Genomic DNA, 14,947 nt, shown 5'->3' on the forward strand with positions numbered 1-14,947 from the left:
CGGGCGTCGCCGATACGTTGCGGCTGACTGTCGATCTCGTCGCCCCAGCCTTCGAAGCCCGCCCCACTCTTCATCCGCTTCATCAACGAGCCGAGGAACTCAGCGCCGGTCACGAGCGCGAATTCCGCTTCGCCCTGAGCGATACGCTCGCAGACGACATTGACCGCCTGCTGCGGGCTGTTCCCCCCAGTCTCCGTGTAGACCTGCCAGCTTGGCGACGCCGACAGCGCTCGGGCGAGCGACGCAGGCGGATCGCCTAGCCGCGAAAGCTGTAGCTTAGACAACCCTCCCGGAGCGTCGATGCTGAACGCCACGACCGCCAAAGCGTCCAGATCGGCAAGAACAGACCCCTTCAGCCCGGCATCTACCGCGGCGCGTTCCGCCGCAACTTTCAGCAGTTCGAGCGGCGACGGCGATTTTTCCGCATCTCCCCGATACGTGAATTGACCCGCACCGATCAAAACCGGTGTCTCGTCGCGCATATCCGCCCCCATTCAAACGCTTGTTAGGCGCGATCCTAGGCGCGAAACCGGGCGTCGCAAGGCCATTTGAATGGCAATCCGAATATGCCGATTAAATCGGCGCCCAGCGCATAAATTTTAACCAGGCGCCCGCAAGTCAACAGATCGGTCAGCTTTGTCGCGCTCGCTTGCTTGCGGGCGGAGGGGCGCCGTGATGGTTGCCCGCTCAGAGAAGGCGGTTCGCCGCCGACGGGCCCGAAAGTGGAACCGATGAAGAAGATTGAAGCCGTCATCAAGCCGTTCAAGCTGGATGAGGTGAAGGAGGCCCTGCAGGACATGGGTGTCCAGGGCATGACCGTGCTCGAAGCCAAGGGCTACGGGCGCCAGAAGGGCCACACCGAGCTCTACCGCGGCGCCGAGTACGTCGTGGACTTCCTCCCCAAGATCAAGGTGGAGGTGGTTGTCGAGGACAGCCAGCTCGAACCCGCGCTGGAAGCGATCACCCGCGCGGCTCGCACGGGCCGCATCGGCGACGGCAAGATTTTCGTCTCGGAGATCGCGGAAGTGATCCGCATCCGAACCGGAGAAAACGGTCCGGCCGCCGTCTAGGCCAGACCGTCAACACTTACGAGAGTTCTACAAAGGGGATACGGAATGACCACCGCCAAGGATATCCTGAACCTGATCAATGAAAAGGACGTCAAGTACGTCGACGTCCGCTTCACCGACGTGCGCGGCAAGATGCAGCACGTCACCTTCGACATCGACCTGGTCGACGATGATTTCCTGAATGACGGCACCATGTTCGACGGCTCGTCGATCGCCGGCTGGAAGGCCATCAACGAGTCGGACATGAAGCTGCGCCCCGACCTGGACAGCGCCATCATCGACCCCTTCTACCAGCAGACGACGCTGGCCCTGTTCTGCGACGTCGTGAACCCCGACAGCGGCACGCCCTACAACCGCGACCCGCGCTCGATCGCCAAGGCCGCGCTGAACTACGTGAAGTCGGCCGGCGTGGGTGACACCGTGTACTTCGGTCCGGAAGCCGAGTTCTTCATCTTCGACGACGTGCGCTGGTCGACCGCCCCGCACAACACCAGCTACTCGTTCGACTCGACCGAACTGCCGGTCAACTCGGGCAAGGAATATCCGGAAGGCAACATGGGCCATCGCCCGGGCCCGAAGGGCGGCTACTTCCCGGTGAACCCGGTCGACAGCTGCCAGGACCTGCGCGGCGAAATGCTGGCCGTCATGGGCGAGCTGGGCATGAAGCCGGAAAAGCACCACCACGAGGTGGCTCCGGCCCAGCACGAACTCGGCCTGAAGTTCGACACCATGGTCACCATGGCCGACCGGATGCAGCTCTATAAGTACGTCATCCACAACGTCGCCGCCGCCTACGGCAAGACTGCGACCTTCATGGCCAAGCCGATGTTCGCCGACAACGGCTCGGGCATGCACGTGCACCAGTCGATCTGGCAGGACGGCAAGCCGCTGTTCGCCGGCGACAAGTACGCCGGCCTGAGCCAAGAATGCCTGTGGTACATCGGCGGCATCATCAAGCACGCCAAGGCCATCAACGCGTTCTCGAACTCGACGACGAACTCGTACAAGCGCCTGGTGCCCGGCTACGAAGCCCCGGTGAAGCTGGCCTACAGCTCGCGCAACCGTTCGGCCTCGATCCGCATCCCGCACGTCGACTCGCCGAAGGCCAAGCGCCTGGAAGCCCGCTTCCCCGATCCGATGGGCAACCCGTACCTGACCTTCGTCGCCCTGCTGATGGCCGGCCTGGACGGCATCATCAACAAGATCGACCCAGGCGCTCCGGCCGACAAGAATCTGTACGACCTGCCGCCCCGCGAGCAGAAGAAGATCCCGGAAGTCTGCGGCTCGCTGCGCGAAGCCCTGGAAAGCCTGGACAAGGACCGCGCCTTCCTGAAGGCCGGCGGCGTCATGGATGACGACTTCATCGACAGCTACATCGAGCTGAAGATGGAAGAGGTGATGCGCCTGCAACTGCACCCGCACCCCGTCGAATTCGACATGTACTACAAGTGCTAAGGCCGACAGCCTAAGCAAGACGAAGGGCCGGAGAGCGATCTCCGGCCCTTTTTCGTTGTGCGTCGCAAGATGAGCGCTCGCCAGAATTGGGAATGATTTATTACTTACAGGCAGCGACTGAACAAAAATGTCGCAACTCCGCAACAGAACGGACGTAATCGACCCTTTCCGGCCTAAATCGCGTGGCGGGAGATATCGGCGAGGCCGAGACTTGGCCTATCGCAGCGCAAACGGAATCGCCGCCAACGCTCCAGTCAGAAGGAGCGACCGGCGCCCAAGATCACAACAGGATCTCTCGATGCCCAAGCTCAACAGCTCCCTTCGGCACGCCCTGACGGTGTCGTGCGGCCTGACCGCCCTCGCCTCGGCGATGGCCATCGCCCCCGCGGCGTTCGCCCAGGACACCAAGGTCGGCGAAATCATCATCACCGCCCAGAAGCGCGCCGAAAACCTGCAGGACGTGCCGGTCTCGGTCGCCGCGATCGGCGGTGAGAAGCTGCAATCGACGTTCGCCGCCGGCGAAGACATCCTGGCCCTGTCGGCCAAAGCGCCCGGCCTCTACGCCGAGTCCTCGAACGGCCGCGCCGCGCCGCGCTTCTATATCCGCGGCCTCGGCAACGCCGACTTCGACCTGGCCGCCTCGCAGCCTGTGTCGGTCATCCAGGACGACGTCGTCCTCGAAAACGTCGTCCTGAAGAGCTCGCCGCTCTATGACCTCGACCACGTCGAAGTCCTGCGCGGCCCGCAAGGCACGCTGTTCGGCCGCAACACCACCGCCGGCATCGTCAAGTTCGACACCATCAAGCCGACCGAAGAGATGAAGGGCCGCGCGACGGCCACCTACGGCAGCTACAACACCATCACCTTCGATGGCGGCGTCGGCGGCGCCCTGGTGGAAGGCAAGGTCGCGGCCCGCGCCTCGGTCCTGATCCAGCACCGCGACAACTGGATCGACAACACCTACACCAAGAAGAACGACGCCCTGGGCGGCTTCGACGAGCGCGCCGGCCGCCTGCAGGTGCTGTTCACGCCGACCGACAAGCTTTCGGCTCTGTTCAACGTCCACGCCCGCGACCTGGACGGCACGGCCGCCGTGTTCCGCGCCAACGTGCTGACCAAGGGCTCGAACAAGCTCAACAGCAATTACGAGCGCGACAAGGTCGCCTACGACAACACCGCCAACAACCCGCAGAAGTACAAGGGCTACGGCGGCTCGGCCAACATCCAGTACGACTTCGACGGCGCCAAGCTCACCTCGATCACCGCCTACGAGAACACCCACGGCTCGAGCCTGGGCGACATCGACGGCGGCAACCCGACGGGTCCGGGCTTCATCCCGTTCCAGTCGAACACCCGCGACGGCATCAAGAACCTGTTCCAGTGGACCCAGGAAGTCCGCCTGGCCAGCGACACCGACGGTCCGCTGAAGTGGCAGGTCGGCGGCTTCTACTTCGACACCAAGTACGACATCCGCACCGACCCGTTCTACATCCCGGCCACCACCCTGCGTCAGAAGAATAAGGCGTGGGCGGTGTTCGGTCAGGCCTCGTACGCGGTGAACGACCAACTGAGCCTGACGGGCGGCCTGCGCTACACCGACGACGACAAGGACATGAATGTCGTGTCGGGCCCCAACAAGGCGCCGTCGGTTTCTGTTTCCGACACGCATGTCAGCTGGGACCTGTCGGCGTTCTACAAGCTGCAGGAAGACGTCAGCGTCTACGCCAAGGTCGCCTCGGGCTTCCGCGGTCCGTCGATCCAGGGCCGCGACATCGCCTTCGGCTCGCCGGCCTCGACCGCCAAGTCCGAAACCATCATGTCCTATGAAGTGGGCCTGAAGAGCGAGCTGTTCGACCGTCGCGTCCGCCTGAATGGCGCGATCTTCACCTACACCATCGACGACCCGCAGTTCAGCGCCGTCGGCGGCGGCAGCAACTCCAACCGCCTGATCAACGCCAAGAAGGGCGAGGCCTACGGCCTGGAGCTGGACGGCGAGTTCGTGGTCACCCCGAACTTCGTCGTGACCGCCGGCTACAGCTACGCCCACACCAAGATCAAGGACAGCAGCCTCGCCGTGGCCCCTTGCGCCGCGTGCACCGTCACCGACCCGCTGACCGCTGGCGGCCTGGCGCTGGTGAACGGCAACCCGTTCCCGAACGCGCCGAAGTACACCTTCGACGTCACCGCCCGCTACAGCTACCCGATCGCCTCGGGCGAGCTGTTCGCCTACACGGACTGGAAGGTGCAGGGCTACACCAACATCTTCCTGTACCAGTCGAAGGAGTTCTACACGAAGGGCGACTTCGAGGGCGGCCTGAAGCTGGGCTACGCCAACAAGGAAGGCGGCTGGGAAGTTGCGGCCTTTGCTCGCAACATCACCAACGAGAGCAACATCAAGGGCGCGATCGACTTCAACAACCTGACCGCGTTCGTCAACGAACCCCGCGTGGTCGGCGTCTCGATCGACGCGCACTTCTAGGGTCCGCGAGACCTCGGAAAAGCAAAGGCCGCGGAGCGATCCGCGGCCTTCTATTTTGAGGCTAGGCCTTCAGGCCATATCCCCCGACCGGCCTGGTCTCGAAGTGCTGGGGGAAGCCGGCGATGATCGGGCGCGCCTTGGCGATCGCCGCCTGGACTGACGGCAGTTTCAGCGAGGCGGCGTGGGAGTCCTTGTCGCTCCACACCTCGCTGATCCAGAGGGCGTCGGCGTTGGACGGGTCTTCCGCGATCACATAGCTCAGACACCCCGGCATGGCGTCGACGCTGGCGCTCAGGATGGCGATCAGCTCGCTTCTCTTTCCCGGCGCGGCGAGCATCTGACCGATCAATCCGTACATGGGCGTCTTCTCCTGGGCTTGGGCGATGGGCGCGAGCACGGTGGCGGCGACCCCGCCGATGATCAGACCGCGTCGATCCGGGCCTTCTTTGGTCATTCGAAACCTCCTTGCGCCTGAGACGGCATATCAGGACGATCCGCACGGTTCTGTCAGCAGGCGAACCGGCCACGAGCCGGCGCGAGAAAGGAGCGACCTACCCCATTTTTTGTCAGGAGGGTGACAAACGTCCCATCGCGACCTTGATCATGAGATTCTTTTGGTCTGTCCTTCCCGCCTCTTCGAGAGTCGGGGTTGTTCATGATCAGATGGCGTAGCGCGGCGTTCGCCGCGAGCCTGCTCGCGCTGGGGCTTTCCGCCTGCGCGACCACCGGGGCCGGCGGCCCGTCCAAGACAGCGAACGCGGCGCCCAAGCCGCCGGAAAAGGTCGAGCCCAAGCCGCTGCCCAAGGGCCTGGACGGCCAAGCCTCGACCGGCTTCCCGTCGACCTACAAGCCCTTCCCCTCGCAGCCCACGGCCTTTGTCGGCGCGACGGTGCTGACGGCCACGGGCCAGCAGATCGAGAACGGCGTCGTGGTCGTCTCGGGCGGCAAGATCATCGCCGTCGGCGGCCCGGACACAGCGATCCCGGCCGGCGCGGTCAAGGTCGACGCCGGCGGCAAGTGGCTCACGCCTGGCATTATCGATGCCCACAGCCACCTGGGCGTCTATCCCTCGCCCGGCGTCTCGGCTCGTTCGGACGGCAACGAGGCGACGGATCCCAACACCGCCCAGGTCTGGGCCGAGCACTCGGTGTGGCCGCAGGATCCCGGCTTCAACCGCGCCCGCGCCGGCGGCGTCACGACCCTGCAGATCCTCCCAGGTTCGGCCAACCTGTTCGGCGGCCGCTCGGTGACGCTGAAGAACGTGCCGTCCCTGACCACCCAGGGCATGAAGTTCCCGGACGCCCCCTACGGCCTGAAAATGGCCTGCGGCGAGAATCCGAAGCGCGTCTACGGCGGCCGAGGCCGTTCGCCCTCGACGGCGATGGGCAATGTCTATGGCTACCGCAAGGCCTGGATCGACGCGGCCGACTACGCCCGCAAGTGGGACGACTTCCGCGCCAAGCAGCAGAAGGGCGAGAAAGCCGATGCGCCGAAGCGCGACCTGCAGCTGGAAACCCTGGCCGGCGTGCTGAAGGGCGAGATCCTGGTGCAGAACCACTGCTACCGGGCTGACGAAGAAGCCACGATGATCGATATCGCCAAGGAGTTTGGCTACAAGATCACGATGTTCCACCACGCGATCGAGAGCTACAAGATCGCGCCTTTGCTGGCCAAGGAAGGCATCTGTTCGGCCACCTGGGCCTCGTGGACCGGCTTCAAGATGGAAAGCCTGGACGGCATCGACGCCAACGCCGCCATCCTGTGGAAGAACGGCGCCTGCGTCGTCATCCACTCCGACGACGCGATCATCACCCAGCGCCTGAACCAGGAGGCGGCCCTGGCCATGACCGCCGGCGCCAAGCTCGGCATCTACATCCCGCGCGCCGAAGCGATCAAGTGGATCACCGCGAACCCCGCCAAGGCCATGGGTATCGGCGACAAGACCGGGTCGATCGAGGCCGGAAAGGCCGCCGATCTCGTCGTCTGGAGCCGTGACCCGTTCAGCGTCTATGCTCAGGCCGAGAAGGTCTTCATCGACGGCGCGCTGATCTACGATCGCAAGGACGCGCGCTTCCAGCCCAAGTCCGATTTCGAGCTCGGCCAACCCGGCCAGGGAGCGTTCAACTGATGATCCGGTCTCTGCTTCTCGCCAGCGCCGCCTGCGCCCTGGCCCTCCCTGCGGCGGCCCAGACCGTCGTCATCGTCAACGCCCGCATCGAGCCGGTCTCCAGCGCCACGATTCCGAACGGGACACTGGTGATCAAGGACGGCAAGATCGCCGCCCTCGGCGCCAAGGTCACGGTTCCGGCCGGCGCCAAGGTGATCGACGCCAAGGGCGGCGTGGTCACCCCCGGCTTCATCGCCCCGTCGTCGAACCTCGGCGCGTCCGAAGTGAGCGGCGTGCGTGAGACCCGCGACGACGGCACCGGCAACGCGCTCTCCGCCGCCTTCGACATCAGCTATGGCGTCAACCCGGCCTCGACCTTCCTGGGCTTGGCCCGAGACGGCGGCGTGACCAGCTCGGCGGTGACGCCGGTGCTGACCGGGACCGGCGGAGGCGCCCACGAGCACGCCGACGACGGCGTGGTCGAGGAAATGACCGCCGGCAAGAGCGGCGACGGCGATCCGCCGCTGTTCGGCGGTCAGGCGGCCTTCATCCGCCTGAAGGCCGGCGCGCCAGACATCGTCGAGGCCTCCAAGCTGGCGGTGACCGTCTCGCTCGGCGAGAGCGGGGCCCGGGCGGCCGGCGGCTCGCGCGGCGCGGACCTGGTGCTGATCCGCTCGGCCCTCGAGGACGCCCGCGCCTTCGCCGCCCGCCGCGCGGCCTTCGAGCAGGGCGCCACCCGCGACTTCGGCCTCTCGCGCCTGGATCTCCAGGCCCTGATCCCCGTCGTTCAGGGCAAGACCCCGCTGCTGATCCGCGTCTCCCGCGCCGCCGACATCCGCCAGGCGCTGAAGCTGGCGGCCGAGGAGAAGGTCAAGGTCATCCTCGAAGGCGTCGAGGAGGGCTGGATGGTCGCTCCGGAGATCGCCAAGGCCGGTGTGCCGGTCATCGTCGATCCGCAGGATGACCTGCCCGGCAGCTTCGAGACCCTGGGCTCGCGCCTCGACAACGCCGCCCGCCTGCACGCCGCCGGCGTGTCGGTGGCGATCAACGGCGCGCGGGACTTCAACAACCTGCGCCAGGAGCGCCTGAACGCCGGCCTCGCCGTCGCCAACGGCCTGCCCTATTCGGCCGCCCTGGCCGCCGTGACCCTGGTCCCGGCGAGGATCTGGGGCCAGGACGCCAAGATCGGCTCGCTTGAGGTCGGCAAGCTGGCCGACGTCGTGGTCTGGAACGGCGACCCGCTGGAGACCACCAGCTGGCCGACCGCCGTCCTGGTCGGCGGTGTCGAGCAGCCCAAGGACAGCCGCCAGGACCAGCTGAAGGCCCGCTACGTGGCCAGCGACCAAAGCGGCTATCCGCCGGCGTATCGCTGAGCCTGGAAATCCTCCCCCTAACGGGGGAGGTGTCCGTGAAACGGACGGAGGGGGAAGTTCGGCAAGGCCTGTCCCTTCCCTCTCCGTCGCCTCGCGGCGACACCTCTCCCGCGGGGAGAGGATTTCGTTTTCTCTTTTCAGGGGAAGCCGGGGCCGCCATACGAGGCCCCCGCGTTCGAATCGCCTAGACTTCCCCTGATGTCCTCCTCCGATAAGACCCCCTCCCTGTTTGGCGACGACGACGCCCTCGCCCCGGTTCCGGCCGCGCCGCTGCTGAGCAGCGTCGAGCCGCATGTCGAGGCGACGCCGCGTCCGATCCCACCGCCGCCGCCCTCGTCGAAGCCCGCCCCGGCTCCGGCGCCCGCCGGCAAGCCCGGCGAGTACTCGGCCGCCGACATCGAGGTGCTGGAAGGCCTGGAGCCGGTCCGCAAGCGGCCGGGCATGTACATCGGCGGCACCGACGAGCGGGCCCTGCACCACCTGTTCGCCGAAGTGCTCGACAACTCGATGGACGAGGCCGTGGCCGGCTTCGCCAAGACCATCGAGGTCAAGCTCGACGCCGACGGCTACCTGTCGGTCAAGGACGACGGCCGCGGCATGCCCGTGGACCCGCACCCCAAGTACCCCGGCAAGTCGGCGCTGGAGGTCATCATGACCGTCCTGCACGCCGGCGGTAAGTTCACGGGCAAGGCCTACGAGACCTCCGGCGGCCTGCACGGCGTCGGCGCCAGCGTCGTCAACGCCCTGTCCGAGCGCGTCGAGGTCACCGTCTGGCGCGACGGCTTCGAGCACCTGCAGGTCTTCGCCCGCGGCAAGCCGCTGGGTCCGATCCAGCAGATCCAGCCGTCGAAGAAGAAGGGCACCATGGTGCGCTTCAAGCCGGACGACGAGATCTTCGGCGAGGGCTGCGGCTTCAAGCCGGCGCGCCTGTACCGCATGGCGCGGTCGAAGGCGTACCTGTTCCGCGGCGTCCAGATCAAATGGTCCTGCGATCCCTCCCGCATCCATGACCAGACCCCGGCGGAAGCGACCTTTCACTTCCCCAACGGCCTGGCCGACTTCCTGGCCGAGCGCAGCAAGGGCCTGGCCACCATCACCCCCGAGAGCTTCTCGGGCCGCATCGAGCGCCAGGGCGAGGCCGGCGCGGTCGAGTGGGCCGTCACCTGGACCCCGCAGGGCTTCGGCGAGCACGACGGCTTCATGCAGTCGTACTGCAACACCGTCCCCACGCCCGAAGGCGGCACCCACGAAAGCGGCTTCCGCGCCGCCCTGACGCGGGGGCTCAAGGCCTATGCCGACCTCAAGGGCGAGAAGCGCGGGACGATCATCACCGCCGACGACGTCGTCGCCCAGGCCGGGGCGCTGATCTCGGTGTTCATCAAGAACCCCGAGTTCCAGGGCCAGACCAAGGAGAAGCTCTCCACGACCGAGGCCCAGCGCTTCGTCGAGCAGGCCCTGCGCGACCCGTTCGACCTGTGGCTCAGCTCCAGCCCGAAAAATGCCCAGGCCCTGCTGGAGTTCGTCATCGAGCGGGCGGAAGAACGCCTCAAGCGCCGCAAGGACAAGGAAGTCTCCCGCGCCAGCGCGACCCGCAAGCTGCGCCTGCCCGGCAAGCTGGCCGACTGCGCCGGGAGCGCGGTCGACGGCGCCGAGCTCTTCATCGTCGAAGGCGACTCGGCCGGCGGCTCGGCCAAGCAGGCCCGCGACCGCAAGTACCAGGCCATCCTGCCCCTGCGCGGCAAGATCCTGAACGTCGCCTCCGCGTCCGGCGAGAAGTTCACCGCCAACAAGGAGCTGTCGGACCTGATGCTGGCCCTGGGGGCCCAGGGCGGCAGCAAGTACCGTGAAGAGGATCTGCGCTACGAGCGGATCATCATCATGACCGACGCCGACGTCGACGGCGCCCACATCGCCTCCCTGCTGATCACCTTCTTCTACCGCACCATGCCGGACGTGATCCGCCAGGGGCACCTCTTCCTGGCCCTGCCGCCGCTGTACCGCATCAGCCACGGCGGCAAGAGCGAGTACGCCCGCGACGACGCCCACAAGGACGAGCTCCTGGCCACGGTCTTCAAGGGCAAGAAGCCCGAGATCGGCCGCTTCAAGGGCCTGGGCGAGATGATGGCCTCCCAGCTGAAGGAGACCACCATGGACCCCAAGAAGCGCACGCTGGCCCGGGTCACCCTGCCCCGCAGCGAGGAAGCGGTGGAAAGCCTGGTCGAGACCCTGATGGGCCGGAAGCCGGAACTGCGCTTCCGCTTCATCCAGGAAAACGCCGAGTTCGCGGCGGCGGACCTGGATCTGTAGGGCGAGATCCTTCCGCCCCCTCCCGGGGGCGGACGACCACGCGAAGCGTGGTCAGGTGGGGGCCTGCGGCGTCGGCGGGCCCTTTTCCGACTCGCCCCCTCCGCGCTTCGCGCTCCTCCCCCGGAGGGGGAAGAAGGCAACATCACGCACGCCTCCGCCGCTTCACGCGGCCGCCCGCTGAAGGGATGGAAAGGGACGCGGAGCGCCGGACGACGTCCGGAAGAAGATTGAATAATACCGTTTCGACGAAGCCCGACGCTCCGCGCGATCGTTATCCGGAAGCGTGATCCCGCGACGCTATTGGCGCCTCGACACCCTTGAAGCCTCCGACGGGCGGGCCGGGCCGCGTAGCCCGATCCCGGACGGACGCCTTTCGACGTCCCTGTCGTGCTCACCGGCCTAAGTCCACCGTCGTTTCTGTGCTCCAGGGTCGACTACCTCGGGGATGGACGAAGTTGCGGAGTTTCCCCCGCACCGGCGAGCGCGCCCGCTCGACCGCCCCCCGCCGCCACGATGGTCGCTGGCCATGCGCCCTTTCCTCGCGACGAGGTGGTTCAAGGATAAGGGCGGTTTCAACGCGGATGATGCAGCGGCGGGTAAAAGTGGGAAGTCGTTGATTTTGCTAGGTTCGATTCCGGATACGCGGATGATAGAGCGCCGCGAACGCTCGTCCTTGCCCCCTCCGCGCTGACGCGCTCCTCCCCCGGAGGGGGAAGAAGGGTGAGTGATCCTTCCGCCCCCTCCGGGGGCGGACGACCACGCGAAGCGTGGTCAGGTGGGGGCCTGCGGCGTCGACCGGCCCTCCTCCGCCCGCATCCGGTAGGCCATCACCGCCGTATGCCCCAGCCGCTCCACCAGCCGCCAATTCACGATCGCCCCCAGCGGCGCGCCGACCACGGGCAGGAACTGGGCCAGTTTCGCCAGATCGATGTGGTCGCGGTACTGCTGCTGGAAGGCGCGCCAGTCGAAGTCGTCGAGGTGGGCCGGATGGGTCTTGGCGTCCCAGTCCTGCATCGCCGCCATCACCTTCGTCCGGTGCTCGGCGTCCGAGAAGGCCAGCTCGAAGATGTGCAGGATGAACAGGCGCTCGGACAGCGCCGTCCCGTCGTGGCCGAAGACGGCGGCGATCTCGAACAGCAGCTTGATCTTGAAGCTCATCAGCAGCGGGAAGTCGGCCGCCGCCGCCAGGAAGCCCCCGGCCCCGGTCACCCCGCCCTCGACGGCGGCCGTCTTCTTCCAGCCGTCGATCGCCAGCGCCGCCCGCGCCCGCCGCTCGTCCAACGTCAGGCCGATCTGGGGCGCGCCGGTCAGGAAGTCCGAGCCGGTCAGCATGCCGCGCGTCATGCCCTCGATCGCCGTGGTGATCGCGGCGTGGACCTTCTCGGGGATCAGCCGGTTGATCCGCCGCTGGGTGGCGCGCGCCAGGCCGTTCAGCGGGCCCGGCGGCCGGAGCATCTCGTCGCGCCAGGCCAGGATGTCGGGGGAAAGGGGCATGGGGTCTAGGTAACCCTTCTCCCCTTGCGGGAGAAGGTGTCGGCGAAGCTGACGGATGAGGGGTCGCACCGCCGAGAAACCCCTCATCCGTCCCGCTGCGCGGTCCACCTTCTCCCGCAAGGGGAGAAGGGTTTAAGCTCAGCCATGACCGACGCCCAGCGCCTGACCCTGGTGCGCGCCGCGCACACGGTGATCTATGTGGTGATGGCCGGCGCGTCGCTGGTGGTGCTGGCGGCCGGGATCACTGGCGCGACCGGCCCCTGGCTGTGGGTCGCCGCCAGCCTGGTGGCGGTCGAGAGCGTGGTCTTCGCCGCCTGCGGCTTCAAGTGCCCGATGACGGCGATGGCGGTGAAGTACGGCGCGACCAAGGACGGCGCCTGGGACACCTTCTTCCCCGAACCCTGCACCCGCCACACCTTCCGGGTGTTCGGGCCGGTGATCCTGGTGGGGTTCGCCCTGCTGGCGGCGCGGTGGGTGTTGGGGTGATCCTTCTCCCCCTGCGGGAGAAGGTGGCGCGAAGCGCCGGATGAGGGGTCGCACCGCCCTCGCCCGCCCCCTTTTCGTGTCATCCCGGCCGAAGCGCAGCGGAGAGCCGGGACCCAGGGGCGGCCCGCTCGGCGCTCCCGCAACCCCTGGGTCCCGGATAGCCTCTGCGAGGCTTCCGGGATGACACGCGTATTGAGTGTTGGTGGAGGTGAAACCCTTCTCGCCCCGAGAAGGCGCCATCCTTACATCTCACGGCGAGACGATCGCAGGGCTGTCCAAGTCACTCAAGGACGACGCTCCGCGTCGCCGCCGCGCGGCCGCCCGGAGGGCGGTCCTTGACTGACTTGGTCAGTCCTGCACGCTGCAGCCTCCAAGAGATTTAAGGACGGGACCGGGCGGGGGGCGCGATCCTAGGAAAATCCAACAATATCAATTAGTCAATTTATTGTCGAGGTGATTTGGAAGGCTCCCAATTATAAGAACGCCGTCCACCTCATTCCAGCTATAGTATATACGGAACATTCTGCGCGGATCTGTTCCCCCACCAAATTTTATATGATCCTCACACCAAAATCTCACGGAATGATACATTACACTATATTCAGGATATCGCTTTATATCCCCCCTATTACTGAAACATGGCTGATCACTACAGCCAAGATCGGCCAATTTAGATCTATATGTAGAAAATAGATTGCTATCCCCACTCACCCTCATGGGCACATAGACATCGTCCAGCAAAAATAGAACGGACGAAATGAGATCTAGATTCTCAAACTGACAGTTTTTATGAAACTCACGAATAGCCTTGGGCGCTATCCATACATTCGTTGACAGATTGGCCTTAGACCATTCGTCGAAATGATCAGCAGAAGACAAGATGTCTCTTTTGAGCTCAATGCCGCTACTTAAGGCCGCACGAAGGCTTTCATTCTGAGCACGGGCGCGACCGAGCTCCCATTTTAGCTCACTAACCTCTCGCTCAGCCCTGCGCTCAGTCTCATCAGCGTCTTCAAGCCATTGGTCAAATTCACTTCGTAGGGCGCTAAGCTCCCTGGTCAGCCGTGCATTCTCTTCCTCAAAGAGTTTATTGAGCTCGACACTAGTGCCCGTTAGACGCATGCGCTCGATAGCTTGCTCGGCGGCAACCTCCCGAACCGCATTGAATCGCGGATAGTCCTGCTGGCGACCATGGACGGCGGAACTCAGCACGCGCGCAACTAAAGCATCACGCCGCGCCTCTAGCGTCGCCCCCTCTCGGGTGAGCCAAAGGGGATGATCAAAAGGATCAGAGATATCAGATTGGAATCTCGGCCAGTAAATTCGAGCCGCGCCACCAAACACCGATAGCGCTTTACCAAAACGCTTCGTGAGCTCCCAGCCCCCCTCTTCACTGATACTGAAAACATGACATGCGCCAGCCAGGCGATTAGCCACAGCATCTGGAGGAGCGAACTGCGAGGATTTCCCAGCATCCGATATCACTACTACTGGAAGCTGTCTTTTGGGATCATCCAGCAACGCGATTAGCTCATCCACCTCGCTAGGCGTTTGAACTCGGAGCGACACCTCGGTGAGCTTAAGGGAGTCCGCATGTGCCGAGAGCTTTTTGACTATCCGCCTATTAAGCGCGGGCAACGTTGGCATGAAGGGCGGATCGGAACGTTTTGTTACGTTTATTAGACGAGAGCCGAAATGCACTCGTCCGTTCGCTTCACCGACTGTTATTTCGGTGACCCATGTGCGTCCGACGATCGCTTGGTCGGGTACATCAAGGCTGGCAGCCCAGATTCGTCCGCCTTGGAATTGCAGGTCCACAGCCTGCGCCGGCGCATCACCACCGCCCCCAACGTCAAACGGACCACCTAGGAGCGCCTCCTCGGGAATAACGGGATTGCGTTCGCGCATCCAAGTGACCGCCTCCTCAATCGCCTTTTCGAAAGGCGTATCGCCCCGAATCTCGAAGGCGGCTTGAGAAACCGTTCGAACAATTGAATCTGATTGGTTCGCCACCGGACGCACCAAGGACGAATTGGATACTTTATTGCCGTCCGCCATGACTTTCCCCCAACAGGCCGAGACGAAGGTTGCGTTCATTTTCGGCTCGGCGCAACACTCGGGATGCGTTGGGTTATCCCTATGGGTTATCCCTACAAGCCCCCATCCACACCTCCCG

10 protein-coding genes and 4 pseudogenes are annotated in these 14,947 nt (G+C 65.1%); 10 read left to right on the forward strand and 4 right to left on the reverse strand.

The window, feature by feature from the left end; all coding sequences use genetic code 11:
- A pseudogene (locus tag DI526_RS20915) lies at window positions 1-494 on the reverse strand (acetyl-CoA acetyltransferase); the annotation flags it as partial.
- A 237-nt stretch (window positions 495-731) separates the two neighbouring features.
- Between DI526_RS20915 and DI526_RS20920 the strand changes: the two are divergent.
- The 3 genes from DI526_RS20920 (at window position 732) to DI526_RS20930 (ending at window position 5,004) form a co-directional block, all read left to right on the forward strand.
- A complete protein-coding gene (locus tag DI526_RS20920) occupies window positions 732-1,070 on the forward strand; it encodes a P-II family nitrogen regulator (RefSeq protein WP_010919834.1) in 339 nt (112 codons plus the stop codon).
- Between the two features lie 45 nt (window positions 1,071-1,115).
- Window positions 1,116-2,525, forward strand: a complete 1,410-nt coding sequence (glnA, locus tag DI526_RS20925) for a type I glutamate--ammonia ligase (protein WP_304282173.1) — start codon at window positions 1,116-1,118, stop codon at window positions 2,523-2,525.
- A gap of 298 nt (window positions 2,526-2,823) precedes the next feature.
- Complete coding sequence (locus DI526_RS20930) at window positions 2,824-5,004, forward strand: TonB-dependent receptor (RefSeq protein WP_304282175.1); 2,181 nt, start codon at window positions 2,824-2,826, stop codon at window positions 5,002-5,004.
- A 61-nt stretch (window positions 5,005-5,065) separates the two neighbouring features.
- On the opposite strand, the gene DI526_RS20935 is transcribed toward DI526_RS20930, so the two are convergent.
- Window positions 5,066-5,458: a putative quinol monooxygenase gene (locus tag DI526_RS20935; RefSeq protein ID WP_304282177.1), complete on the reverse strand. Its 393-nt coding sequence runs from the start codon at window positions 5,456-5,458 to the stop codon at window positions 5,066-5,068.
- Window positions 5,459-5,659: 201 nt separating this feature from the next.
- Between DI526_RS20935 and DI526_RS20940 the strand changes: the two genes are divergently transcribed.
- From DI526_RS20940 to DI526_RS20955, 4 genes and pseudogenes are all read left to right on the forward strand, one after another.
- On the forward strand, window positions 5,660-7,132 hold the full coding sequence (locus DI526_RS20940) for an amidohydrolase (RefSeq protein ID WP_304282180.1): 1,473 nt from the start codon (window positions 5,660-5,662) through the stop codon (window positions 7,130-7,132).
- On the forward strand, window positions 7,132-8,484 hold the full coding sequence (locus DI526_RS20945; protein WP_304282182.1) for an amidohydrolase family protein: 1,353 nt from the start codon (window positions 7,132-7,134) through the stop codon (window positions 8,482-8,484). The genes DI526_RS20940 and DI526_RS20945 overlap by 1 nt, the downstream gene beginning before the upstream one ends.
- 198 nt (window positions 8,485-8,682) lie before the next feature.
- Window positions 8,683-10,791 carry a DNA topoisomerase IV subunit B gene (gene parE, locus DI526_RS20950; RefSeq protein ID WP_304282183.1) on the forward strand — a complete coding sequence of 703 codons (2,109 nt, stop codon included), beginning with the start codon at window positions 8,683-8,685 and terminating at the stop codon, window positions 10,789-10,791.
- Between the two features lie 483 nt (window positions 10,792-11,274).
- A pseudogene (locus tag DI526_RS20955) lies at window positions 11,275-11,408 on the forward strand (hypothetical protein); the annotation flags it as partial.
- A gap of 154 nt (window positions 11,409-11,562) precedes the next feature.
- Here the strand turns inward: DI526_RS20955 and DI526_RS20960 are convergent.
- Window positions 11,563-12,285, reverse strand: coding sequence for an EcsC family protein (locus DI526_RS20960; protein WP_304282184.1), 723 nt, complete (start codon window positions 12,283-12,285; stop codon window positions 11,563-11,565).
- A gap of 24 nt (window positions 12,286-12,309) precedes the next feature.
- Here DI526_RS20960 and DI526_RS20965 point away from each other — a divergent pair.
- From DI526_RS20965 to DI526_RS20975, 3 genes and pseudogenes are all read left to right on the forward strand, one after another.
- Window positions 12,310-12,416: pseudogene (locus DI526_RS20965) on the forward strand (hypothetical protein); the annotation flags it as partial.
- Between the two features lie 13 nt (window positions 12,417-12,429).
- Entirely contained in the window at window positions 12,430-12,771 is a 342-nt protein-coding gene (locus DI526_RS20970) for a hypothetical protein (RefSeq protein WP_304282186.1), read from the forward strand.
- 74 nt (window positions 12,772-12,845) lie between these two features.
- Window positions 12,846-12,929, forward strand: a pseudogene (locus DI526_RS20975) (hypothetical protein); the annotation flags it as partial.
- A gap of 271 nt (window positions 12,930-13,200) precedes the next feature.
- Here the strand turns inward: DI526_RS20975 and DI526_RS20980 are convergent.
- The gene (locus DI526_RS20980; RefSeq protein ID WP_304282187.1) at window positions 13,201-14,868 is read right to left on the reverse strand and encodes a hypothetical protein; all 1,668 of its coding nucleotides are present in this window, start codon (window positions 14,866-14,868) and stop codon (window positions 13,201-13,203) included.
- Window positions 14,869-14,947: the final 79 nt, after the last annotated feature.

The organism is Caulobacter segnis, assembly GCF_003243465.1.
Classification (GTDB): domain Bacteria; phylum Pseudomonadota; class Alphaproteobacteria; order Caulobacterales; family Caulobacteraceae; genus Caulobacter; species Caulobacter segnis_A.

What these genes read in the sequence shown, in the direction of transcription:
- glnA (WP_304282173.1), top strand. Translation starts at nt 1,116, where the DNA reads ATGACCACCGCCAAGGATATCCTGAACCTGATCAATGAAAAGGACGTC.
- DI526_RS20980 (WP_304282187.1), bottom strand. Translation starts at nt 14,868, where the DNA reads ATGAACGCAACCTTCGTCTCGGCCTGTTGGGGGAAAGTCATGGCGGAC.
- parE (WP_304282183.1), top strand. Translation starts at nt 8,683, where the DNA reads ATGTCCTCCTCCGATAAGACCCCCTCCCTGTTTGGCGACGACGACGCC.
- DI526_RS20970 (WP_304282186.1), top strand. Translation starts at nt 12,430, where the DNA reads ATGACCGACGCCCAGCGCCTGACCCTGGTGCGCGCCGCGCACACGGTG.
- DI526_RS20930 (WP_304282175.1), top strand. Translation starts at nt 2,824, where the DNA reads ATGCCCAAGCTCAACAGCTCCCTTCGGCACGCCCTGACGGTGTCGTGC.
- DI526_RS20960 (WP_304282184.1), bottom strand. Translation starts at nt 12,285, where the DNA reads ATGCCCCTTTCCCCCGACATCCTGGCCTGGCGCGACGAGATGCTCCGG.
- DI526_RS20920 (WP_010919834.1), top strand. Translation starts at nt 732, where the DNA reads ATGAAGAAGATTGAAGCCGTCATCAAGCCGTTCAAGCTGGATGAGGTG.
- DI526_RS20935 (WP_304282177.1), bottom strand. Translation starts at nt 5,458, where the DNA reads ATGACCAAAGAAGGCCCGGATCGACGCGGTCTGATCATCGGCGGGGTC.
- DI526_RS20940 (WP_304282180.1), top strand. Translation starts at nt 5,660, where the DNA reads ATGATCAGATGGCGTAGCGCGGCGTTCGCCGCGAGCCTGCTCGCGCTG.
- DI526_RS20945 (WP_304282182.1), top strand. Translation starts at nt 7,132, where the DNA reads ATGATCCGGTCTCTGCTTCTCGCCAGCGCCGCCTGCGCCCTGGCCCTC.